Source organism: Microvirga pudoricolor (assembly GCF_016892705.1).
GTDB classification, from domain to species: Bacteria; Pseudomonadota; Alphaproteobacteria; order Rhizobiales; family Beijerinckiaceae; genus Microvirga; species Microvirga pudoricolor.
Genome location: NZ_JAFEMB010000007.1, coordinates 164841 through 187389, shown reverse-complemented (window position 1 = coordinate 187389; position 22549 = coordinate 164841). Strand labels below are relative to the sequence as shown.

The 22549-nt window shown below is 65.6% G+C and carries 21 protein-coding genes; 3 read left to right on the top strand and 18 right to left on the bottom strand.

Translation table 11 applies throughout. The features are described from left to right. Positions 1 to 148: 148 nt before the first annotated feature. From ILT42_RS20245 to ILT42_RS20215, 7 genes are all read right to left on the bottom strand, one after another. On the bottom strand, positions 149 to 919 hold the full coding sequence (locus ILT42_RS20245) for a sulfite exporter TauE/SafE family protein (RefSeq protein ID WP_204217703.1): 771 nt from the start codon (positions 917 to 919) through the stop codon (positions 149 to 151). A 34-nt stretch (positions 920 to 953) separates the two neighbouring features. Next, complete coding sequence (locus tag ILT42_RS20240) at positions 954 to 1856, bottom strand: aldose 1-epimerase (protein WP_204217702.1); 903 nt, start codon at positions 1854 to 1856, stop codon at positions 954 to 956. A 93-nt stretch (positions 1857 to 1949) separates the two neighbouring features. After that, positions 1950 to 2951: an outer membrane lipoprotein carrier protein LolA gene (locus ILT42_RS20235; RefSeq protein ID WP_204217701.1), complete on the bottom strand. Its 1002-nt coding sequence runs from the start codon at positions 2949 to 2951 to the stop codon at positions 1950 to 1952. A gap of 138 nt (positions 2952 to 3089) precedes the next feature. Further along, entirely contained in the window at positions 3090 to 3755 is a 666-nt protein-coding gene (locus ILT42_RS20230) for an amino acid ABC transporter permease (protein ID WP_204217700.1), read from the bottom strand. Beyond that, positions 3755 to 4438, bottom strand: coding sequence for an amino acid ABC transporter permease (locus ILT42_RS20225; RefSeq protein ID WP_204217699.1), 684 nt, complete (start codon positions 4436 to 4438; stop codon positions 3755 to 3757). The genes ILT42_RS20230 and ILT42_RS20225 overlap by 1 nt, the downstream gene beginning before the upstream one ends. 1 nt (position 4439) lies before the next feature. Beyond that, positions 4440 to 5186 (bottom strand): amino acid ABC transporter ATP-binding protein, encoded by a 747-nt coding sequence (locus ILT42_RS20220; protein ID WP_204217698.1) that lies wholly within the window; start codon positions 5184 to 5186, stop codon positions 4440 to 4442. Beyond that, positions 5174 to 6019: a transporter substrate-binding domain-containing protein gene (locus ILT42_RS20215; protein ID WP_204217697.1), complete on the bottom strand. Its 846-nt coding sequence runs from the start codon at positions 6017 to 6019 to the stop codon at positions 5174 to 5176. The genes ILT42_RS20220 and ILT42_RS20215 overlap by 13 nt, the downstream gene beginning before the upstream one ends. Positions 6020 to 6394: 375 nt before the next feature. Here ILT42_RS20215 and ILT42_RS20210 point away from each other — a divergent pair, with 375 nt between their 5' ends. Together ILT42_RS20210 and ILT42_RS20205 are read left to right on the top strand one after the other, a co-directional pair. Continuing rightward, positions 6395 to 8371: a mechanosensitive ion channel family protein gene (locus tag ILT42_RS20210; protein ID WP_204217696.1), complete on the top strand. Its 1977-nt coding sequence runs from the start codon at positions 6395 to 6397 to the stop codon at positions 8369 to 8371. After that, positions 8368 to 9591: an alpha/beta hydrolase gene (locus tag ILT42_RS20205; protein WP_204217695.1), complete on the top strand. Its 1224-nt coding sequence runs from the start codon at positions 8368 to 8370 to the stop codon at positions 9589 to 9591. The genes ILT42_RS20210 and ILT42_RS20205 overlap by 4 nt, the downstream gene beginning before the upstream one ends. On the opposite strand, the gene ILT42_RS20200 is transcribed toward ILT42_RS20205, so the two are convergent. The 5 genes from ILT42_RS20200 to ILT42_RS20180 all read right to left on the bottom strand — a co-directional run bounded on the left by ILT42_RS20200 (position 9588) and on the right by ILT42_RS20180 (position 14468). Beyond that, positions 9588 to 10658, bottom strand: a complete 1071-nt coding sequence (locus tag ILT42_RS20200; protein WP_204217694.1) for an ABC transporter ATP-binding protein — start codon at positions 10656 to 10658, stop codon at positions 9588 to 9590. The two genes, ILT42_RS20205 and ILT42_RS20200, sit on opposite strands and share 4 nt — an antisense overlap. Before the next feature lie 11 nt (positions 10659 to 10669). Next, positions 10670 to 11458, bottom strand: a complete 789-nt coding sequence (locus ILT42_RS20195; protein WP_204217693.1) for an ABC transporter permease — start codon at positions 11456 to 11458, stop codon at positions 10670 to 10672. Then, positions 11455 to 12294 (bottom strand): ABC transporter permease, encoded by an 840-nt coding sequence (locus ILT42_RS20190; protein WP_204217692.1) that lies wholly within the window; start codon positions 12292 to 12294, stop codon positions 11455 to 11457. The genes ILT42_RS20195 and ILT42_RS20190 overlap by 4 nt, the downstream gene beginning before the upstream one ends. A 156-nt stretch (positions 12295 to 12450) precedes the next feature. Beyond that, positions 12451 to 13539, bottom strand: a complete 1089-nt coding sequence (locus tag ILT42_RS20185; protein ID WP_204217691.1) for an ABC transporter substrate-binding protein — start codon at positions 13537 to 13539, stop codon at positions 12451 to 12453. 221 nt (positions 13540 to 13760) lie between these two features. Further along, the gene (locus ILT42_RS20180; protein ID WP_204217690.1) at positions 13761 to 14468 is read right to left on the bottom strand and encodes an HAD family hydrolase; all 708 of its coding nucleotides are present in this window, start codon (positions 14466 to 14468) and stop codon (positions 13761 to 13763) included. Between the two features lie 145 nt (positions 14469 to 14613). Here ILT42_RS20180 and ILT42_RS20175 point away from each other — a divergent pair, with 145 nt between their 5' ends. After that, positions 14614 to 14976 carry a hypothetical protein gene (locus ILT42_RS20175; RefSeq protein ID WP_204217689.1) on the top strand — a complete coding sequence of 121 codons (363 nt, stop codon included), beginning with the start codon at positions 14614 to 14616 and terminating at the stop codon, positions 14974 to 14976. A 38-nt stretch (positions 14977 to 15014) separates the two neighbouring features. On the opposite strand, the gene ILT42_RS20170 is transcribed toward ILT42_RS20175, so the two are convergent. The 6 genes from ILT42_RS20170 to ILT42_RS20145 all read right to left on the bottom strand — a co-directional run bounded on the left by ILT42_RS20170 (position 15015) and on the right by ILT42_RS20145 (position 22544). Then, positions 15015 to 16982 carry a PhoX family protein gene (locus ILT42_RS20170; RefSeq protein ID WP_204217688.1) on the bottom strand — a complete coding sequence of 656 codons (1968 nt, stop codon included), beginning with the start codon at positions 16980 to 16982 and terminating at the stop codon, positions 15015 to 15017. Positions 16983 to 17055: 73 nt separating this feature from the next. Then, positions 17056 to 18060: a glycosyltransferase family 4 protein gene (locus ILT42_RS20165; protein WP_204217687.1), complete on the bottom strand. Its 1005-nt coding sequence runs from the start codon at positions 18058 to 18060 to the stop codon at positions 17056 to 17058. Then, positions 18060 to 18869, bottom strand: a complete 810-nt coding sequence (locus ILT42_RS20160) for a UDP-2,3-diacylglucosamine diphosphatase (protein ID WP_204217686.1) — start codon at positions 18867 to 18869, stop codon at positions 18060 to 18062. The genes ILT42_RS20165 and ILT42_RS20160 overlap by 1 nt, the downstream gene beginning before the upstream one ends. Before the next feature lie 89 nt (positions 18870 to 18958). Further along, positions 18959 to 20674 carry an ABC transporter permease gene (locus tag ILT42_RS20155; protein ID WP_204217685.1) on the bottom strand — a complete coding sequence of 572 codons (1716 nt, stop codon included), beginning with the start codon at positions 20672 to 20674 and terminating at the stop codon, positions 18959 to 18961. Further along, positions 20671 to 21660, bottom strand: coding sequence for an ABC transporter substrate-binding protein (locus ILT42_RS20150; RefSeq protein ID WP_229428794.1), 990 nt, complete (start codon positions 21658 to 21660; stop codon positions 20671 to 20673). Before ILT42_RS20150 ends, ILT42_RS20155 begins: the two co-directional genes overlap by 4 nt. 110 nt (positions 21661 to 21770) lie before the next feature. Beyond that, complete coding sequence (locus ILT42_RS20145) at positions 21771 to 22544, bottom strand: FadR/GntR family transcriptional regulator (protein ID WP_204217683.1); 774 nt, start codon at positions 22542 to 22544, stop codon at positions 21771 to 21773. Positions 22545 to 22549: the final 5 nt, after the last annotated feature.

Below are 22549 nucleotides of genomic sequence, written 5' to 3'. Positions count from 1 at the left end.
ATGAGAGCGCCGTCGAAGGGATCGGTGACCGCGATGAGCTTGCCGCCCGACGCCCCCACCCACTCGCCCGCCACATAGGCCCGGTCCGTGAGAAGCGACGGGTCCTTCAGATCGAGAACCCGGCGTTCCTGAGACTTCAACTGCGCTGTCATGGTGGACCTCCAAGCATGTGTAAGACGGCGGGCGCTCCGAGTGAGACGCCCGAGAGAAACAGAAGGGCGAAAACGATCCGCCGCAGGATGGCCGGCGGCAGCGGCAGAGGCCAGCGCCGGGCCGCGTAGGTCGCGCCCATCACGACTGGCACGGCCAGCAGACCCGACAGGGTCGATCCGGTGGGAAAATTCCCCGTCGCTCCGACGACGGAGAGACGGAAGACCTGGTTCAAGGCAAAGACCGTCACAAGGGTTTCGCGGATCTGGGCCAGTGGCAAAGGCTGCCGGTACAGGTGATATATGAGAGGCGGGCCGCCCGTGGAGAAGAGCCCGCCCATCACGCCTGCAATGCTGCCGAAGAAGAGGAACGAGCCGGGCTTCGAGACCTGTGCCAGAGGATGAGGCTTACGCGCCATCTGGAGGCTCGCCGCCACGATGACGAGCCCAAGCAGCAGGCGCAGGAGATCGAGGCGGGTATCGGCCAGCCATTCCAGCAGGAAATAGCCGACGAACAGGAACGGCAGGTCCGCGATCATGATCAGCTTGAGTTCGCGGTAGGCCACGTCCCGCCAGCCCTTGAGCATCATCTGCCCGGCATTGGTCAGGGTGAGGACGCCGACGATGGTGGCGGCGTCCGGGAGGGACATCACACCCGACAGGCCCACGCCCCCCATCATGATGAGCCCGAAGGCGAAGCCCGTCAGGGTCTGGATGTAGGCCGCCGTCGCGGCCAGGGCGAGGAAGCCGGCTAGCTCGATGCCCGACATGCTCATGGGCCTCCCAGCCGTCCCGCGAGAGTCCTCACCGGATCCGCTCGACCTGGAACCGAACCGCACCGGACAGGGTCTCACCGGGCTGCACGACCTTCAGGCCGTGGCCCTGGATCTCCGGGTGATGGATGGCGTCGTTCATGTGGGTGACCGGCTCGACGGCGAAATAATCCCGTCCCGACGGAACGTACACGACCAGGTGACCGAAGACCGGATCGGCGCTCATGCGGAGGGCAAGGTTGTCGTCCTCGAAGCGGATTTCGGCCGTTCCGTCCCATCCGCTGAAGCAATTGTCGAGCTGCGGCTCGCCCAAGGATCGCAGGGCGGCGTAATCCCATTCCGGCGGGACCGGATCGAGGTGCACCGGCAGCGAGTCGGGACCGTTGATGTGAACCCCCGCGGCCGCAAAGCGAAGGCCCGTATCGGGCCTCTTCGGGAAGAACGGGTGCAGTCCCAGGCCTGCCGGCATCGCACGCCCATCCTCGTTTTCGAGGCTCAGGCGGATGGTGAGACCGCCGGCGTCGAGCGAAAAGAACTGTTCGGCCCGGTACGCGAAAGGCCAGTTCGCGGCCTCGGGACCGATCGGGCGATGCTCGAAGACGAGGCGGCAGCTGGACGGTGTCACGTCGTCCACGCGCCAAGACCTCTGCCAGGCATTGCCATGGACGGAGTGGGGATGGTCGCCGAAATTGCGCGCCAGCGCGTAATCCACGCCCTCGAAGGCAAATCGGGCCCAGGCGATGCGGTTGGAATACGGGATCAGCGGGTAGGAACTGGTCTGGCGGACGAGATTCTGGGCCAGGGCCTCAGGCGGCGTCTCCCTCAGAATGGCGACGCCCTCGTGGCGGAACCCCGCGATGGCGCCGCCCAAAGAGGGCGCGAGGGTCAGACGCAGGGGCCCGTGGGCCAGCGTCACGAGGGAGGATGTATCCATGGGATGCCTCTATGGCGGGCCGGTTGCCCTCGGGGCACGCCATAGCAGAGAGTGGAAGCCTTGTCCCGGTTGACGCCAGGTGGGAAAGCTTCGCTATTGCGAGGCTGCCTGCGTACCGCGCTGGACGACGTTGACGTTGGACAGTTCCACCGAGGTCGTGAACCCTTGGGCGTCGAGAACCGTCCACTCGCGCAGACGGTTGGCCTTGGCATCGAACACGAGGGTGACCTTCGAGGTGCCGCCGAGGGTGGCGCTGTCCTCGAAGCGGATGAGGATCAGCCCATTGGGGCGCACCTGCACGTCCTGCACCTTCGTGTCGCGGGCCAGGTTGAACTTGTCCTGCATCAGGAATTTCAGGGGCGTCTGGTTGACCGAATAGACGTCGTTGGTGCCGAGCTTCTTGTCGCGCACGGCAACCGACCGGCCGTCCGACACGATCTCGAGGGTGCTCGGGGGTGAATAGGCGAAGCGTAGCTGGCCCGGATGCTTGATGTAGAGGCTGCCCTCCGTGCGCTGACCGGACCCGCTCTGCTGGGTGAAGTTCGCCGTCATCAGGTCGATGCTGTTGAAGAAGGTATTGACCCGCTCTACGGCGGCCTCCGGCGAGGACGGGATGGCGGCCGCCGGGTTGCGGGCCACGGCGGCCGGCTGCACCAGCGGCGCGGTTGGCTCCGCGCTGGCGACAGTGACCGGCGCGGCTGCGAGTTCGGCCGGCCTGCGGGGCGGCAGGGGCGCGATACTGGGCAGCGACGCCACCTGCTCGGCCGGCGCCGAAGCGGCGGGAGCAGCCGCCTCGACCGGAGCCGCAGAGGTCGCGGGCGCTGGCATACCCGTGGCCGGCGACGGCTTGGGAGCAGGGCTGCGCGCTTCGACGGGCGGTTTGGAGCGGACCGGCGCGGGTGCCACGGCCGCGGGAGCGGCCGGGGGCGGCTCAACGGCTTCGGGCGCGGCCTGAGCGGGGGCCTCGCGCTTGAACAAGCCATCGATGAATTTCGTCAGGGGATCCGCAACGGCGGGCGTCACCGCCAGGACGGCAGCCAAACCCGTGGCGGCGGCCCAGGAGGTCTTGGTCGTCATGCCCTGTCGGCGGCTCATCGGTTCTTCCATTTCAGACGAATGAACAACGAAGCTGGGCGCTGGATGATCCCGGCGCAACCACCTCCTGATGGTTTTTATAGGCCAAATGAAGGCACCTGCCCTCCGATGACCGGGCGTTATCCCAGGCAAAGGCCGTCAACCGGCGAGTTTGTGCTCCAGGCGGCGAATGATCCGAACCAGGGGCCATAGCATGATCAGATACAGGGCGGCCGCCATGATCAAGGGCGAGGTGTTGTAGGTCAAGGATCGCGCCAAGTCCGCCGAATGCAACAGTTCCGGAGCCGAAATGACACTGGCCAGGGTCGTGAGCTTGATGAGCTCCACGGTGTTGGAGAGCAGTTCGGGCAGGACGTTCCTTACCGCCTGCGGCAGGGTGATGTACAGGAAGGTTTGGGCCGCACCGAGGCCTGTAGACCGGCCGGCCTCGACTTGGCCGCGCGGCACACTCTCGACCCCGGCCCTATAGATCTCGCCGTAATAGCTTGCGGCATTCAGCAGGAAGGCGATGCAGATGGCTGCCAGGGGACTCAGGCGGATGCCCGCGAACGGCAGGCCCGAATAGATGAAGATCAGCAGAACGAGGGGCGGGAACGACCGGAAGAAATCGATCGCCGCCACAGCGGGCCAGCGCACGAACCGGCTCCGGCTCGTGGCAAGCAGCATGGCGCCGAGGCCGCCGCAGAGGCCGATGGGCACGAGGATCACGCACAGCAGCAGGGTCTGGAGGAACCCTTTGAAGATTAAGGGCGCCACCTTGACCATGATGTCGACGTTGAAGAATTCCGACAGGAAGACGTCCATCAGCGCCGCCTCCAGGCGTAGCGGCGCTCGAGGGACCGGGACGCGACCACAAGCGGAATGAAGATCAGGACGTAGAGAACGGCCGCGATGGTCAGCGGGGTGGCATTGCCCGCAAAGGACTGGGCAGACATGGCCCGGCCGAGAATCTCACTGACCCCGATGGCGCTGCCGAGCGCCGTGTTCTTCGTGATGGAGATGGTCCGGTTGGTCAGCGGCGGGATGGCGATCCGCACCGCCTGGGGCAGGACCACGGAGGTCAGCGCTTGCCCGAAGGTGAGCCCCGTGGACCTCGCCGCCATCCACTGCCCCTGCGGCACGGCCGTAATGCCGGCCCAGAACACCTCTTCGGCGAAGGCTGCGAGCACCGCCGAAAGGGACAGCCAAAGCACCACGAAGCTCGGCAGGGCGATCCCCACGTTGGGAAGACCGAAATAGATCACCAGGATGATCACCAGGGGCGGCAGGGACCGAAGGACATCCACGGCCTGAACGATGAGGAGGTTGGCGAAGCGGTTGCCGAGGGAGCGCAGGACCGCCAGGCCAAGCCCGACCAGGATGCCCGTCACCACGACGGCCAGGCCGATCAGGACCGTGACGGCGACCCCGGCCAGGATGTCCGGCCAGTAGCGGGCCGCCACGTTCACGTTGAGGAACGCCGAGACGAAGCGGTCCCAATCCGACATGCTAATGCCGGACCTGATGCAAAAAGCGCCGCGTCCGCTCCTCGCGAGGCGCGGTGAAGATCGCCTCCGCAGGCCCCTCCTCCACCACGACGCCCCCATCGAGGAACAGAACCCGGTCCGCCGCCTCGCGGGCGAAGCGCATCTCATGACTTGCGATCACCATGGTCATGCCGGCGTCCCGCAGATCCCGCACCACGGCCAGGACGCTGCCGACAAGCTCGGGATCGAGGGCCGAGGTGGGCTCGTCCATGAGGATGATCTTGGGCTCGAGCGCCAGGGCGCGGGCAATCGCCACGCGCTGCTGCTGCCCGCCCGACAATTCGCCCGGATAGGACGCCGCTTTCTCGGCAAGCCCGACCCGCCGCAGGTTGTCCATGCCGATCTCGTCGGCCTCGGCCCGTGATCGCTTCATCACCTTGCGCAGGGCGAGCGTAACATTCCCCAGAGCGGTGAGATGGGGGTAGAGGTTGAAGCTTTGGAACACCATGCCGACCTGACGCCGCATCCGGTTGATGTCCGTGCGGGGCGACAGGAGGTCGGTGCCGCCGATGCGGATCGTGCCTCCAGTCGGCTCCTCCAGACGGTTGCAGCAGCGCAGAAGCGTGCTTTTGCCGGAGCCCGACGGGCCGATCAGAAAGACGAGTTCACGAGGGGCGACCAGAAGATCGACCCCCTTGAGAACCTCGTTGGTCCCGAAGGCTTTCCGGACGCCTCTCGCCTCGAGCAGGAAGGGCCCTAGCTCGGGCATGAGAGGGAATGCTCGGCAGCCTCGTAGCCGGGCGTACCGGGGACGCCGTAGCCAGGATAGATCGTCAGCGTCGAGGAGCCCGCGGCGGGTGCGACGCCGAACCACTTCTCATAGAGCTTCACGAGCGTTCCGTCCTTCTTCATGCACTCCACGGCGCCTTCGAGCTGGTTGCGCAAGGCCTTGCTGTCATGCCGCAGGGGCATCGACCACACGAGGCCGGTCTGGACGAGGTAGGAGTTCTTGAGGCGCGGGTTGTTCTTCACCACCCAGGCCGTGACGGTTGCGGCCGAGATGTTGGCGTAGGCCCGGCCGGACAGCACCGCCTGCACGGCGTCGGTGCTGGTGGCGTAGGATTCGGCCGTCCAGCCGATCTTCTGGGCCTGGTCCTGCACGAACTTTTCGTAGATCGAACCCTTCTGGACCGCGATGACCTTGCCCTTGAGCTGGTCGAGGGAGGTGATGTCCGGCTCGTTCTTGAGGGTCAGGAACCGGTAATCCGCGTCCACGAACCCTTCCATGAACAGCATCTGCTCGGCCCGCTCGGGCGTGACCGTCACCACGGCCGTGAGGAAGTCGTAGGTTCCCGCTTGCAAGGCCGGGATCAGGACGGAGAACTGGGCGCCATCCACGTTGATGGGACGCTTGATGCGCCGGGAGATCTCATCGACCACGTCGATGTTGAAGCCTTCGAGCCCGCCCGAAATCTTGGGCATGGCATGGGGCGCGAACGTGCTGTCGATGGCGGATTTCAGCGGTGCGTCCTGGGCCTGCGCACCCAGCAGGGCCGAGGCGGCCAAAAGGCACCCGGCCAGGACGATACGGGCTTTGAACATGCGATATTTCCCCCAGTTGCAAGCCATCCCCACGGCGGCCATGGCCAAGCTTAAAGCCGGATTGCGCCGTTCTGACATCGTCCGGAAGTGTGCAATGCGTTATGCTGTCCACGCAAGCGGCATTCGCCTGCCCGGAGCGGGAGAATTTTCTTCCTCCCGGGAGGCTCAGTCGAGAACGCCCTTCTCAAGCATCCGAGGGGCGCTCGGAGGTTTCCGCCATTAATCGTAAGAGGCGAATACTGGCGTGCCCCCTAGGGGAAGGAGCGGATCTCCCTTTCTTCTACTGGCCGCCGGGTATAGACCTTGTCTGTATAAAAGTCCGCCGGCTGCGAGAATGCGCTTGCCCGGCAACAGAACCGATCAATGGGGACCAGGATGGCAGAGCCGGCCGAGCTGACGGGAGACATGACGGCCGCAGCGGGCTGGATCGAGGCATTCGCTGCAGCCGTGGAAGGCGGTTTCAGGGCCCGGCTGACCTCCATCGGCCAGATCGGTGCCGACGTGACGGCCGTACAAACCTATCTGGGCCAGCAGGGCTGGTCCCTCTCCTCCGTTCTTCTCGCCTGCGTGGCCGCCGCCCTGGTGACCTACGGCATCGTCCATGGCACCCGCGTCGCCCTGGACCGGCGGATCGCCGCCTCGTCGGGCTGGCGCCGTCTTTTGGCCGAGAGCGCCGGAATCGTCATCGCGTTCGTCGTCATGTTGGTGGGCACCCGCCTCCTGGTCGCCAACGAGGCGATCCGCAGCAACATCCGCCTGTGGGTTCTGGCCACCATCCTGTGCGTGCTGGCCCATATGCTCCTCAAGAGCCTGCTCCGGGTGCGCTGGATCCAGAAGCTGCGAAAACTTCGGACGCGTCAGCGCTCCTTCCGCCAGTTGCTGACCTTCGGGGTCTGCTGGGCCCTGTTCGGTGTCGCGCTTTCGATCTGCCTGCGCTTTTGGCAGGCCGGCTCCGGCCTGCGCGATGTCGTGGGCACGCTGTTCATCTCGCTCCCGGTCGCGTTGCTGCTCGCTTTTGCCTATGGGCGGTACCACCTGACGGTAGCTGTCATGCTGACGGGACCGCGCCCGATCTCCCGCCCCAGGCGGCGGCTGGCGGCCGTTTGGCCCTGGATCGCCATCGCGGCCATCGTCATGACGTTCGTGGTCGCGCAGGTCAGTCTCCTGCTCGGACGCCCTCTCCCCGGCTTGCCCACCTTCCTGACCCTGCTCCTGTTCCTGGTCGCCCCTCATATCGACGCGGTTCTGGCACGTTGGGCCGAGCACGGCCTCGACAACCCGAAGAAGACAGTTCTGGCGGTCGCCCTGCGGCGGACGGTTCGGTTCGCCAGCGCCATTACGGTGCTGATCCTGCTGGGCTATATGTGGGTCTTGCCCGTGTTCGTGGCGTTCGGGGCGAATTACTCGACCGTCACCACGGGCGCGGTGGAACTCGCGCTGATTTCCTTGGCGTCCGCCTTCCTGTGGAACGTGGTCGGCTCCCTCACGAGCCGGGTCGCCAAGGCCGAAGGGCATAGCGGCACGGCAGTGGAACTCTCCGGGCCCCGTTCCCGCCTCGGCACCCTGCTGCCGCTTCTCGGCGGCACCGCGAAGGCCAGCATCTTCGCGCTCGCCATGCTTACCATGCTGATCTCCATCGGTGTGAACGTGTGGCCCATCATCACGGGCCTCAGCGTCTTCGGCCTCGCCATCGGCTTCGGATCCCAGACCCTTGTGAAGGACATCGTGTCCGGGCTGTTCTTCCTTATCGACGACGCTTTCCGGCTCGGTGAGTACATCGAGTCCTCTGGCGCGAAGGGCACGGTGGAAAAGATCTCGATCCGGTCCGTGAGCCTGCGCCACGCTCGAGGCGCACTCACCACGCTGCCTTACGGCCAGATCGGCAAGGTGCAGAATTTCAGCCGCGACTGGGTGATCGAGAAACTCGTCTTCCGGGTCCCGTTCGACACGGATGTCGACCAAGTCCGCAAACTGTTCAAAAAGGTCGGCCAGGACATCGCGGACGATCCCGAGCTCAACCAGGACCTGCTCGAACCCTTCAAAAGCCAGGGCATCGCGGATGTCGAGGACGGCACCCTGCTCATTCGCGGCAAGTTCAAAGCCAAGGCCGGCAAGCAATTCGCCGTCCGCAAGGCTGTGCTGACCGCCGTGCAGCAGGGCTTCAGGGATTACGGCATCATCGCCGTTCCAAAGCCCCTGAGCCTGCCTTCACCCGTCACGCTGCCGCCCAGCCCCGCCGAAGCGGCGGCGGCACCGACCTCGCCTGCCCCTGCCCCTGCGGCAAGCCCGTCAGCCCGACCGGCCGCCCCCGTCGCGGTCGTCGCGTCCGCCCCCACAGGAACTTCCTCATGATGACGCGTGCGTTCCGGCTCTGCGCCGCGCTTGCCTTAGCCGTGAGCCTCTCGGCCTGCTCCACCCTGCGGGGAACCCTCGTGCCGGTCGCGGGAACCGCACAGGGAACAAGCCAGGTCGACATGCTGGTGGCCACCACGCGGTTGCCTGCCGATCCCGTCGAGATGTTCTCCGGCGCCCGGGGGCCGGCTCTGTCGTTCGCCAACATCACGGTCTCGATCCCGCCCGAAAGCGCCCGCAAGGTGGGCGAGGTTCAATGGCCGAGCCGGGTGCCAGGAAACCCAGCGACGGACTTCGTAACCCTCAAGGCCGATGTGATCGACCGCAAGCAGGCGCTCACCTGGTTCAACCGCGCCGTCGCGAAGGTTCCCAAGCGCCGGGTCCTGGTGTTCATTCACGGCTTCAACAACCGGTTCGACGACGCGGTCTTCCGCTTCGCCCAAATCGTGCACGATTCCAGCGCCCCCGTGGTGCCGGTGCTGTTCACCTGGCCGTCCCGGGGCAGCATCCTGGCCTATGGCTGGGACCGGGAGAGCAGCACCTATTCCCGCAACGCCCTTGAAACCGTCCTGAAGGCGCTGGCGCAGGATCCGTCCGTCGGCGAGATTTCGATCCTGGCCCATTCGATGGGCAACGTCGTGACGCTGGAAGCCTTGCGCCAAATGGCGATTCGCGACGGGCGCGTCGCGCCGAAGATCCGGAACGTGCTTCTGGCCGCGCCGGACGTGGACGTGGATCTGGCCCGCCAGCAGATCAAGGACATGGGCCCGAACCACCCGGATTTCACACTGTTCGTCTCAGCCGACGACCGGGCGCTGGCCTTCTCGAGGCGGGTCTGGGGCGATTCTGTGCGCCTTGGCGCCATCGATCCCGAAGTAGAGCCCTATCGGAGCGAGCTGGAAGCGACCAAGATCAACGTCATCAACCTGACGACGCTCAAATCGGACGACTCGCTCAATCACAGCAAGTTCGCCCAGAGCCCCGAAGTCGTCCAGATGATCGGTCAGCAGCTCGCATCGGGTCAGGTGCTGACGGATAACCGCGTCGGCGTGGGCGACGTCATCATCGGCGCCGCTGCCGGCGCTGCCTCGACGGTCGGCAAGGCCGCCGGCGTCATCGTCTCGGCGCCCGTCGCCATCGTCGACCCGCGAACCCGGGAGAATCTCGGCGAACACGTACAGGATCTCGGCGAGACCCTCACCGGACAGACCGTGCCCTAGGCGGCTTGCGGTTCGTCCAGCACCAACACGTCCTCCCGCGCGAAGCTGATCGTCGCGGGCTGACCCCGCTCCGGTGGGCGGTGACCGACATTGTTGAACGTGTCGAGCGTGACGATGTTGTTCTGAAGGCGCACGCGGATGCGGATGACGGAGCCCAGGAAGCTGACCTCGTCGATCGTGCCATCGAGGCGGCTGCCCGAGGCGTCGTGGGCGTTGAGGGTGATGGCCTCGGGACGCAGGGCCAGCGTCGCTTCTCCGGCGCCGGATACCGGCAGGCCGTGCGGCAGGATGATTTCCTGTCCGTCGACCGCCACGCGCCCCGAGGCGCCGTCGACCACCTTGGCCCGAAGGATGTTCAGCGTTCCCACGAAGGATGCCACGAAGCGGGTACTGGGACGGTTGTAGATCTCGAACGGATTGCCGATCTGCTCCACCTGCCCCTCGTTCATCACCACGATCCGGTCCGACATCGACAGGGCCTCCTCCTGATCGTGCGTGACATAGATGGTCGTGATGCCGAGTTCCCGCTGCACCGCGCGGATCTCCTCCCGAAGCGAGATGCGGATCTTGGCGTCCAGGGCCGAGAGCGGCTCGTCGAGGAGAAGGATCTGCGGCTTGGGCGCAATGGCGCGGGCCAAGGCAACCCGCTGCTGCTGGCCGCCTGACAGCTGGTAAGGGTAGCGATCGCCCAGATGCGGCAGGCCGATGAGCTTCAGCATCTCGGCCACGCGGGCCTTGACCTCTTCGGCGGGCTTGCGGGCGACCTTGAGGCCGAAGGCCACGTTCTCGGCCACCGTCATGTTGGGGAACAGGGCATAGGACTGGAACACCATGCCGATCTTGCGCTGGTTCGGCCGCAGATTCGTCACGTCCTTGCCGTCGATGCGGATGAGCCCGGCGGTCGGGTGCTCGAAGCCGGCGATCATGCGAAGGGTCGTGGTCTTGCCGCAGCCAGAGGGGCCGAGGAAGGAGACGAACTCGCCCCGCACCACGGACAGATTGAAGTTCTTGACCGCATAGGCGCTGCCGAAGGACTTCTGGAGGTTGACGATATCGAGAAAGCTCATGGTCTCTTTCCTCAGCGCGCCGCGCGATAGCGGTTGGCGCCCCGACCGACGACCTGGATCAGCCCCATGCAGGCCCAGGTGATCATGAAGGCGATGATGGCCAGGGCGGAGGGCTCGTAGGCCCGGTTCGCACCGATCAATTGCAGGTAGGGCCCGAAGGCCGGAGCATTGAGGAGGCTCGCGATGGTGAATTCGCCGATCACGATGGCGAAGGTCAGGAACGCGCCACTCAGAACCGCCACGCGAACGTTCGGCAGGATCACGCGGAACAGGATGGTGGGCCAGCTCGCGCCCAGGCTCTCGGCCGCCTGGGTCAGCGTGCGGATGTCGATGGCGCGAAGGCCCGTATCGACGGCGCGGTACATGTAGGGGAGCGCCAGGGTGGCGTATCCCAGGGTCAGGAGCACATCCGTGCCCCGCGCACTGCCCGTGAGCGGCAGCCACGACGAGCTGTTGTAGAGCCGCAGGAAGCCGAACACCAGCACGATGGGCGGGATCACGAGCGGAAGCAGGGTCACGAACTCCACCACCGGCCGCCAGCGGGGCAGGCGCAGCTGCACCCAGTAGGCGGTCGGCACCACCAGCAGCACTCCCACGACGATGGTCGCAAGGGCGATCAGGGTCGAGTACCCGAAGGTCGCCTGGAAGCGGGGATCCGTCAGCACGACGCGGTAGGCCTCGAGGCTGTACTCGCCGCGCTTCATGCGCAGGGAGAATTCGACAGTCGCGATGAGCGGGATCAGGAAATAGGCGGCGCCGAGGACGATCGTGAGCCAGGAGCCGAGGCGCGAATTTTTCACCGCAGCCACCTTTCGCTGCGGCCGCGCAGCCAGATGTAGAGACCGTTGGACAGGCCCGTGATGACGATCATGCCGAAGGCGAGCGCATACCCGAGATGGGGGTTGTGCAGCACGTCGCCGCGAATCTGCGCATAGAGCAGGATCGGCGCGATGTTCAGCGAACTTCCCGTCAGCGCATAGGCCGTTGCGATGGCTCCGAACGCATTGGCGAAGAGAAGCAGCATCGTGCCCATGAGGCTCGGCCACAGGATCGGGAACGCCACATAGCGCCAGTATTCCAGGCGACTGGCCCCCAGTGTGGAGGCGGCCTCGGCCCAATCCTTCTTGATGCCGTCGAGGGCAGGCGTGATGATGAGGATCATCAACGGGATCTGGAAGTACAGGTAGGTGATCACGAGTCCCCAGAAGCTGAGGAGGTTGAAGCCTGTGCTGTAGATGTTGAACCCGGCGTACTTCACCAGAAGCGTCGTCACGAGGCCGGTGCGCCCCAGGGTCGCCAGGAACGCGAACGCCAGCGGAACGCCCGCGAAATTCGAGGCAACGCCCGAGAAGGTCATCAGCGTCGCCCGCACGGATTGCGGAAGCCCTCCCGAGACCGCTGCGTAGGCGAGGAAAAAGCCGATCAGCGCGCCGATGAGCGCCGAGGCGGTGCTAACCTGGATACTGATCCAGTAGGCGCTCATGATCGAGGGCTGGAACAGGTTGACGATGTTCTCGAGGGTAAAAGCCCCGGTCTGGTCCTGAAAGGCGCCGACCACCAGGATCGCCGCCGGCGCGATCAGGAACATGACCGCGAAGATCATGAAGGGCACGATCCCGAGCCATGCGAACGACATCCCCGGGAGCCGCGGGACCTGTCCGGCCGGGAAGGTAGAGGTTTGCGCTTGCTGGGTCATGAAAACCGTCGGGCTTGCGATCCCGCCTGGGGATGCCGGAACGCGTAGAGCGCCCGCCGGTCCGAGCGACCGGCGAACGCCCTGTCTTGAAAGCGCTTACTTGACGTTCGCGCCGACGACCCCGTCCCACTTCTTGGTGATGATCTCCTTCGACGCGTCCTGATCGGCGAGCGTCGGGAAGACCGCCTTGGCGTAGGATTCCGCCGGCGGCAGCTTAGCGACCAGATCCGCCGGAACCTTGTTCTTCGAGGCGAGGTCCTGGTAGCGGATCGGATGGCAATAGCCCTTGAGCATGCCGATCTGGCCCTCGTCCGAGTAGAGGTATTCCATCCAAAGCTTCGCGGCGTTCGGGTGCGGCGCGTAGGCGCTTATGGCCTGCACGTAGACGCCCGCGACGACGCCCGTCTTCGGGATCACCACAGCGATCTCGGGATTGCCCTTCAGGGTGTCGCGGTCCGCGAGAGCGTTGTAATCCCAGCGAATGACGATCGGGGTCGAGCCCTGTGCGATGGACGCCGCTTTGGCGATCACCGGCACGAAGTTGCCCTTCTTGTTCATGTCGGCGAAGTAGGCGAGACCCGCCTCGGCCGTCTTGGCCGCATCGGTGGCGCCTGCCGCGAGACCGGCCGCATAGACGCCCTGAATCGCCTGCGCGGACGCCCGAGGATCGCCGGCGAGGGCGACCGAGTTCTTGTACTCGGGCTTGAGGAGATCGGCCCAGTCGGTCGGGACGTTCGGAACGATGTCCTTGTTCACCTCGAAGGCGAGAACGCCGTAGTAATCCCCGTACCAGTAGCCGTCCGCATCCTTGGCGCTGTCCGGGATCGTGCTCCAGGTCGCGACCTTGTAGGGCTGGATCAGGCCCTGCGACTTGGCCGAGGGCCCGAAGGACAAGCCGACGTCGATCACATCCGGGGCCTGCGGTCCGGCATTGCCTTTGTTGGCCTTGATGGCCTCAAGCTCATCGGCGGAGCCGGCGTCCGGGTTGATCTCGTTGACCTGAAGGCCGTACTTGGCCTTGAAGCCATCGATCAGCGCGCCGTAGCCGCACCAATCGCGGGGAAGCGCGATCACGCTCAGCTGGCCTTCCTTCTTGGCGGCCGCCACCAGATCATCCATTGACTGCGCGCTGGCCACCCCCGTGGAGGCGAAAACCGCCACCATGGAAACGGACGTCAAACGCATCCAAGCCTTTTTCATTCTAACCCCCTGCGAAGACACGGCCCTCAAGGCCCGACGGGAACGGCGAATAGAGAACGTTCGTGACACTTCTATTTCGGTTCCATGACATCATGGCAAAAAGCATTTGCACACGCAACTTGCTGCATTTTGCTTCGCTCGCCTAGCAACCGGACCATTCGAAACAGTTGATGCAAAGATTTCGACTTTCCGGAGAGTTTCGATAATTATTCCGCAGCGTCCAGGATCGCGGCTTCCAGATCAGCGATGCTGGGGAGGCAGATGCTGCAATGCGGGAGCAAAGTCTCGGGCGTCCCGGTTCCTGTCAGGACCGCCACCCGAAGGCCGGCACGACCCGCGACGGCCATGTGCATGTCGTGAGTGTTGTCGCCGACGACTGCGATGCGGTCCGATACAACTCCGGTCGCGACGCAGAATGCTTCGACCATGCCACCTCCGGGCTTGAGGCCGAAGCCGCTGTCATAGCCCGCGACGAAGTCGATGAAGGGTTCCAGGCCGAACCGGTCGATTGTGCGCCGGATGGCCAGCTCGCTGTCGCTGCTGGCGATTCCCAGGGCGAGGCCCCTCTGCTTGAGCCGGCCGAACAGGGCCGCAAGGTCGGTCACCGGGACGGCATGGTCGACGGAGGCCTGGAAGAGCCGGTCGAGCGCGTCCCGCAATTGGTCTTGGGGGATCGGGCTTCCCGACCGGGACCATTGCGATGCGATCTCGCCGGTACTCGCCGCCGCCAAGAGGCTGTCGGCTCCTGCCCGCCCGGTGGCGGGATCGGCGCCGCCCACGACCAGGAGCCGAGCCGCCAGGTCTTCGTCCCCGGCCGCCGCCAGGGCGCCCGCCGCAAGGTTCACGCCCGACCAGCTCTTGTCGTAATCGATGAGCGTTCCATCCTTATCGAAGAGAATGGCGGCAATCTTCACAGGCGCTCTCCCTCTCGCCCCTCCGGCGGGCGTGCGGCTCCAACCTGCGCAGGCCGCACGAAAACCGCAACACGAATGTCATGCCGGCACGGCGTGACTCCCCAGGCCCGAGACGGGCTTTCTCGCGCGGGATCGGAGCGTATCGATGACGAAGAAAACTAAGATGCCGAAATCCCTGTTCGGCGTGAAAATTCCCAAGATCCTGCGCAAGGCGGGCTGGGTGAACGACATTCTCGGTTCGGAAGCCGGGCGCAAGCTCGTGGCCGACACCCTGGTGGCGCTGGCGAGCGCGGCGGCGGCGGCCATCTTGGCCTACAGGCCGGGCCGGGACGAGGTCGTGGAGACAGGACGATCGGTCGCCCGCAAAGCGAAGGCGATCAAACGAGAGGCGTCCGGCGATCAAGCGGATACCGTCCTTGAACTGATCCCGCGCTCGCCCCGCACCGGCACCCGCAAGCGGAGAGGAAGCGCGCGGCCCCGCAGGACCCGCGCTTCCGACGCCGCATGAGGACGGGTCGGCTGCCGAGCCGCTCAGCGGATGAGGCCCTAAGCGATTGTCCCACCGCCCTGCTTCGTCACCACGAGAACCGACGGGCGCGGCGGCATGCCGTCCTTGAAGTCGGGCCACCGCGTCGCCGGGTTCTCGAAGCTCGCCGGCGCACCCTCCTCGGCCTCGCCCGGATGCTGGACCGCCAGGAACAGTGTCTCGTCGTTGGGGGTGAAGAAGGGCCCGCACATCTCGGCACCCGCGGGAACGCGGAAGAAGTGCTTGGATGTCCCGCGCCGGTCGCCCTCCGTCTCAAGGGCCCAAAGTCCGTCCGCCCGCCCCGTGGCCTTCGCATTGTTACCGTCCGTGGATATCCAAAGCCGGCCCTGGCTGTCGATGGAGCAATTGTCCGGCATGCCGAACCAACCGTTTTTGGTGGTCTCGGACGAGAACGTGGCGCCGACCGCGGCTACGGAGGGATCTCCGCACTTGACCAGCACCTCCCAAGCGAACTTCTCCGACGCATGGTCGCCGCCTTCCGGCATCATCTCGACGATATGGCCGAAGGCGTTATTGGCCCGCGGATTGGCCGCATCGACCTGATCGTCCTTGCGTCGGGTGTTGTTGGTCAACATCACATAAACGCGGTTCGTCGTCGGGTTCGCCTCGATGTCCTCCGGACGATCCATCTTGGTGGCGCCCAGGAGGTCGGCCGCCCGGCGGGTCTCGATCAGAACATCCGCCTGGCTCCTGAAGCCGTTGGCCTCGTTAAGAGCGCCCTGCCCGTGCACCATGGGAATCCAGACTCCCGATCCGTCGGGGTTGTACTTGGCCACATAAAGCGTGCCTTCGTCGAGAAGCCCGAGATTCGCGGCGCGATCCGACGTGTTCACTTTGCCGGCGGTGACGAACTTGTAAACGTAGTCGAAGCGTTCATCGTCGCCGAGATAGATCACATACCGGCCGTCGGGATTCGTGATGCCGGCGGCGCCTTCGTGCTTGGTGCGGCCGAGCGCCGTGCGCTTCCTGGGCACGAAATTCGGGTCGAAGGGATCGATCTCCACGACCCATCCGAAGCGGTTGGCCTCGTTCGGCTCCTTGGCGAGATCGAACCGATCGTAGAACTTGCCCCACGCATAGGCGGGCGAACCGAGGCCGTAGCGCTTGTAGTTCTTGGCCTCGACGTGATCGTCGCCGAGCTTGCCCCAGAAGTAGCCGTTGAAATTTTCCTCGCAGCTCAGCCACGTGCCCCAGGGCGTCACGCCCCCGGCGCAATTGTTGACCATGCCGTTGACCCTGCGGCCGCCGGAGTCGGCGGCGGTCTTCATGCGGTCGTGCCCGGCGGCCGGACCCGTGATGTCCATGGGCGTGTCGGCGGTGATGCGGCGGGTGTACTTGGAATCCTTGACCACCTGCCAGCGGCCGTTCTCGCGCCGGATCTCGACGACGGCGCCGCCATGCGCGGCGATCTCGATGTCCACGAGATCCTTCGTCATCTTCGCAAAGTTGACGTCCTTGGCGTCCTGCACGCCGACACCAGGAAACATAAGCTCTTCGCTGGTGTATTCGTGGTTCACGACCAGGATGCCGTGGTCGCTGGAACCGTCGATCGGGATATAGCCCACGAAGTCGCTGTTGTAGCCGAACTGGCGCCTCTGCTTCTCGGCCGTCTGCGCGGCCGGATCGAAGGCGGGCGCATCGGGAAAGAGCGGATCGCCCCAGCGTAGGAGGATCTGCGCATCGTACCCCTCGGCCACGTGATGGGTCTGGTCGACGCCGGCTTCGATTTCCTTGAAATCGAAGGCAGCGGCTGTTCCCCTCTTGGCAGGTTGCTCGTTGGCCGCAAGCGCGCTCTTGCCCACGGTCGCCGAGATCGCCGCGACTGCGAGCGTCCCGCGCAGGAAGTCGCGCCGGTTGAAGCGGACGCCGATGATCTCGCCCATGGTGAGATTTTCGGTCGGGTTGCAGCCCGCATCGCCTGAATCCTCGAGATCGCTCGCGCGCAGGCGGTTCACATGCTCGTTCACGTCTTTGTTCTCCCTTGTGAGCGGGGGAACTTTAGAAACACTCTATGTAAGCACCGTGACAGCGAGAGCTCTTTCAATCGGCCTGAGCGGATTCGATATGCCCGAAAAATTGGCGCGCACTCTCGCGCCAGGTGAAGGTTTCGCCGTAGCGGCGGCAGCGATCGCGCGGGATTTGCAGCGCCCCCAGGGCGGCCTGGCGAAGGTCCCAGGCAAGGACGCCGCAACCCGAACCTTCGACGACGTCCAACGGACCCGTTACCGGATAAGCGGCCACGGGCAGCCCGGAGGCGAGAGCTTCCAGAAGTACGATCCCGAAGGTGTCGGTCAGGCTCGGAAAGACGAAGACGTCGGCGGCCGCGTAGACCTCGGCCAGATCCTCACCCGCCAGAGCGCCCAGAAAGCGGGCTTGCGGGTAACGGGACTGGAGATCCCCCCGGGCCGGGCCGTCGCCGACCACCACCTTCGTGCCTGGCAGATCGAGGGACAGGAAAGCCTCGATGTTCTTCTCGACGGAAACGCGTCCAACATACAGGAAGATCGGCTTCGGGTCGTCGAACCCGCCGACGCCGCGAGGCCGGAAGAGGCTGATGTCGACACCGCGGGTCCAACGCAGGAGGTTTCCGAAGCCGTGGCCCTGCAATTCCCGCTCCAGGGACGGCGTGCTCACCAGGGTGGCCCGGGCGGCCGAGTGGAAGCGGCGCAGGGCGCGGTAGGTCAGGCGCTCCGGCACGGGCAGGCGGGCGGACAGGTATTCGGGGAACCGGGTGTGATAACTCGTGGTAAACGCCCTGCCCTGCCGGCGGCAGGCTTGGCGCGTGGCGAGACCGATGGGTCCTTCGGTGGCGATGTGCACGTGGGTCGGCGCAAGGTCGCGCAGGCGCTTCGCCACGTGGCCGGGCCGCGCGAGGGACAGGCGGATCTCCCCGTAGGTCGGCATCGGGAAGGATCGGAACTCCTCCGGAGATAGAATGGACATCTCGACGCCGAAGGCGGGCGCCTGGGCCGCCATGGCTTCGAGGGAGCGGACGACGCCGTTGATCTGGGGACGCCAGGCGTCGGTTGCCACCAGGAGCCGCATCAGGCCGCATTCCTGACCGGCGTCTCGACGACGGCGCTGACCTCGGTCTCCGGGTACGACGCCTGCTCGAGCCAGCGAACGATCTCGAGATTCCCGTCGTAATGTTCGACGACGGCGGTACAGGATTCGACCCAGTCGCCCGTGTTCACATAGCGGATTCCGTGCGTGTCGCGCAGAGCGGCGTGGTGGATGTGCCCGCAGATGACCCCGTCGAGACCCTGGCGCTGGGCCTCGGAGGACAAAAACTCCTCGAACCGGCCGATGAAGTTGACCGCGTTCTTGACCTTCAGCTTCGCCCAGGCGGACAAGGACCAGTAGGTCAGGCCGAGACGGCGGCGCAGGATGTTGAGATGGGTGTTGACGAAGAGCGCCGCCTGATAGGCCCCGTCGCCCAACAAGGCGAGCCAGCGCGCATGGCGCACCACGAGGTCGAACTGATCCCCGTGGATCACGAGATACCTCCGACCGTCCGCTGCCTCGTGCACGGCCTCGTCCACCAGTTCGATATCGCCGAAAGTGCCGCCGATATAGTCTTTCAGGAACTCGTCGTGGTTGCCGGGAATATAGATCAGCCGCGCGCCCTTGCGCACCTTGCGCAGCAGTTTCTGGACAACGTCGTTATGGGCCTGGGGCCAGTACCAGCCGGACTTCAGCCGCCATCCATCGACGATGTCGCCGACGAGGTAGATCGTGTCCGCGTCGTATCGGCGAAGGAAGCCCAGAAGCTGTTCAGCCTTGCAACCTCGCGTTCCGAGATGGATGTCCGACAGGAACATCGTACGCACTCGGGTGACGTGCTGATCGTGCATCACGCAGAAACCCTCGTTGACATGGTGCAACGAAATATGCCTGCGCCGGCCGTCAGTTTGATGACATGAAACTTACGGTTTTGTGACGCTCAAGGCCGCCACGGCAGCGTTCCGGGCGGGAGGCGCTCGCCGAAGAAGTCGAGGGCCAGCATCACGGCGGCCACGACGAGAACCGTCAGCATCCCGATGGCGGCGGCCTGCGAGGCGAGGCCCGCCTCCTCCAGGCTGTAGAGGACCACGCCCACGGTCTCCGTTCCGGCGGACCAGAGCAGAGCCGAGACCGTGAGCTCACCGAAGGCCAAGAGGAAGGCCAGAAGCGCCCCGGCGGCGACGGAGGGCAGCAGGGAGGGCGCCACGATGGTGGCCAGCCGCCGCTTCAGGCCGGCGCCGTCGAGAGCCGCCGCCTCTTCCTGAGAACGCTCCAGCTGCTCCATGGCCGCAAGGGCTGGCTTCAAGGCGACGGGCAGGAACCGCGCCAGATAGGCGAAGAGGATGATCCAGGGCGTGGCGTAGAGGGACGCGTTGAGGACCGGCAGCGGCTTCAGGAGAAGCAGGATGCAGGCGATGGCCAGCACCACGCCGGGGATCGCATAGGGCGCTTCGATCAGCGCGAAGGCGGTGCGGCTGCCGCGCCCCATGCGTCTGTAGAGGATGTAGGCCGCCGGAATGCAGATTAGCCCGAGCACGATGGCGGTTCCGCCCGCGAACAGCAGCGAATTGCGGAAAGCCCGCGCGGTCGCGCCCTGGCGGATCAGGACCTCCGTGAAGTTGTCGAGCGTGAGGGTCGCGAAGGACAGGACGACCCCGTAGGCCGGAACGAGGGATGCGGCCAGCAGCGACGCAAGAGGAAGCACCAGCACGAGGCCCACAAGGCTCCAGGCCGCCGCCTCGATCCAGGGCCGCCAGCGCCCGAGCCTCCAGAACACGGCAAGGCGCTGTTCCGCCTCCAGCTCATCCCCCGTGCCGCGCAGGACGAAACGACTCGCCAGGACCCCGATTCCGGCGATCGCCGCCACGGCGACGCCGAGCACGGCCACGTCCCCGATGATGGACGGCCCGAAGCTCGACAGGCGCCGATAGATCAGGGTGGGCAGGGTCAGGTAGTTCACGGGCAAGCCCAGCAGGGCTGCGATGCCGAAATTGCCGACTCCCGCAACGAAGGCCAGGAAGGCGGCGCTCACCAGGTGCGGTCGCATCAGCGGCACGACGATGTGGCGCACGATCCGCCACGGCCGGTTGCCATCGATCTGAGCGGCCTCGATGAGGGCCAGCGGCACGCGCTTGAGGCCCGCGACCAGGACGATGAAAACGATGGGGGCGTGGTGCAGCCCGAGCACGAGGATGATGCCGGGCTTGCCCAGGAGCGGGTTGGGCGTGCCGGGCTGAGGCGCGAGGCCGATGAGGTTCAAAAGGGGCGAGGCAGGTCCCGCCAGGGTCATGAAGGCGAGCGCCATGACCTGGGGCGCGACCATGAGAGAGAGAACGAACAGGAAGCTCATGGGGCGGCGCCCGCGCATGTCCGTGGCGGAGACCAGGAGGGCCATGACGGCGCCGATCCCGAAGGCGATCAGGCTCGAGGCCACACCGGTCTCGAGGGTCGCCAGGGTGGCCCGGATGGCCGCGCGGCTCGTCAGCGCCGCGAAGGCGGCCTCGGGCGAGAAGGCGCCACCGGGCGCGAAGGCCGCCATGAGCAGACGGCCCAAGGGCAGGACGTCGAGGGCCAGCACCAGCGCGCAAAGGAAAACGAGGAGGCCTAGGCCTCCTCGCTCCAACGGCGCGCGCTGCTGCCGGAATCTCGATCTCACTGGCCGAAGATATCCGCGAAAGTCGTCTTGTTCTTCTGCTCGTCGGCCAGCGCCCTGGCGGCGTCGAAGCTCATGACCTTAATGGTGTCACGGGCCGGGTAGCCGGGCGGCAGGGCCACGCTCGGGAGGGCCGCGATATAGCCCTGCTTGAGGGCCAGGTCCTGGCCGTCCTTCGACAGGATGAAGTCGATGAAGGCCTTGGCGGCCTCGGGGTTCTTGGTGGCCTTGAGGATCGCCACGGGTTCCGTGACGGCGGAGACGCCCTCCTTCGGGAACACGAACTCGATGGGCGCGCCCTTGGCCTTCTCGCGGATGGGCATGTAGTCGACGATGACGCCGTAGAGCTTCTCGCCGCCGGCGACGCTCTTGAGGACGTCGCCGTTGCCGCCGCCCGCCATGGCGTTGTTGTCCTTCAGGCTCTCGTAATACTTCCAGCCGCCTTCCAGGTTGCCCGTCAGGGTCGCGGCATGGATCAGGGCGGCGCCGGAATTGAGCGGGCTCGGCATGACGAGCTGCCCCTTCACCTCGGTCTTGAGGAGATCAGCCCAGGACGCCGGCTTGAAGGTGGCCCGGGTGTTGTAGGCGATGCCCGTCGTGATGAGCTTGGTGGCGAACCATTGCTTCTGGGGATCGTGCAGGCCCGCCGGATAGGCCGACGTGTCGGCCCCTTCATGCGCCAGGAGTCGGTCTTCCTTCTTGAGGCCCTCCATGGTCACGCTGTCGGCGATGAGCAGCACGTCGGCCTGGGGCTGGCCAGCCTCGAACTCCGCCCGCAGCTTTGCCAAGATGCGGGGCGTCCCGTCGCGCACGAAGGTGACGTCGACCTTGGGATGTTTGGCCCTGAAGGCGTCGATCGTCTGCTGGGCGTCCGTATTGGGCTGGCTCGTATAGAGCACCAGCTTGCCGCCGACTTCCTGCGCCAGGGCCGCCGACGACAGGAACCCCACGCCGATCGCGGCCAGGACAAGTCGCTTCATGGATTTCATTCCCATCACGTCTGAATTGGTGAGGCCAGCCATAGGTGCCGCCGATGAAGCTTATGTGACAAGGGATGTCAAACGAAAGGGCTGCGGCGGAAACGACGGCCCACCGCCCCTCATTGACCGAAGAGCTGGATCCCGATGGAAACGACGGGCGCATCGGACCGGTGGATCTCGGCTCCTTTGGTGCCCTGGAGGATCACGGCGGTCATGGCCTCGCTCGCCCCTTGCGGGTCCCGGGCCACAATGGCGTCGAAAATAGCGCCGTGCTGACGCTTGGATAGCTCGAACCGATCCGGGCTGTCGACCGGCGACGTGATGGTGAACGATGTGGCGAGCGCCGCCTCGATCACGGATCCCATGGACTGGAGGAAGGGGTTGGCCGAGGCGTCCAGGATGGCACGGTGATAGGCCAGGTCGGCCTGGGTGAAGCTGTCCTTCGTGTGATGGTCGAGGCGCATGGCCATCAGGGCCGCTCGCAGACGCTCGATATCGGCCTCCGTCCGGTAGAGGGCAGCGGACGCCGCCGCGAGGGGCTCCAGCGCTTGGCGGATCTCGAACAGGCTTTCCATGAAGGTGCGGTCAACCCCGAGCTGGAGCCGCCACATGAGGATGTCGGCATCGAACATGTTCCAGTTCTTCTCGCCCAGCACCCGCGTGCCGACCTTGGTCTTGGACTCGATCAGTCCTTTGGCCGCCAGGGTCTTCATGGCCTCGCGCAGTGCCGTGCGGGACACGCCGAACCGTTCCATCAGCTCCATGTCGCCCGGAAGCGTCGACCCGACGGCGAACTGCCCCTCGATGATGGCGCGGCCGATGCCGTGGGTCACGAGATCGTGAGCCGATCGGGACCGGGAGGCGGTTTTGAGCTGCGGGTGAAAAACGACCATGGCTG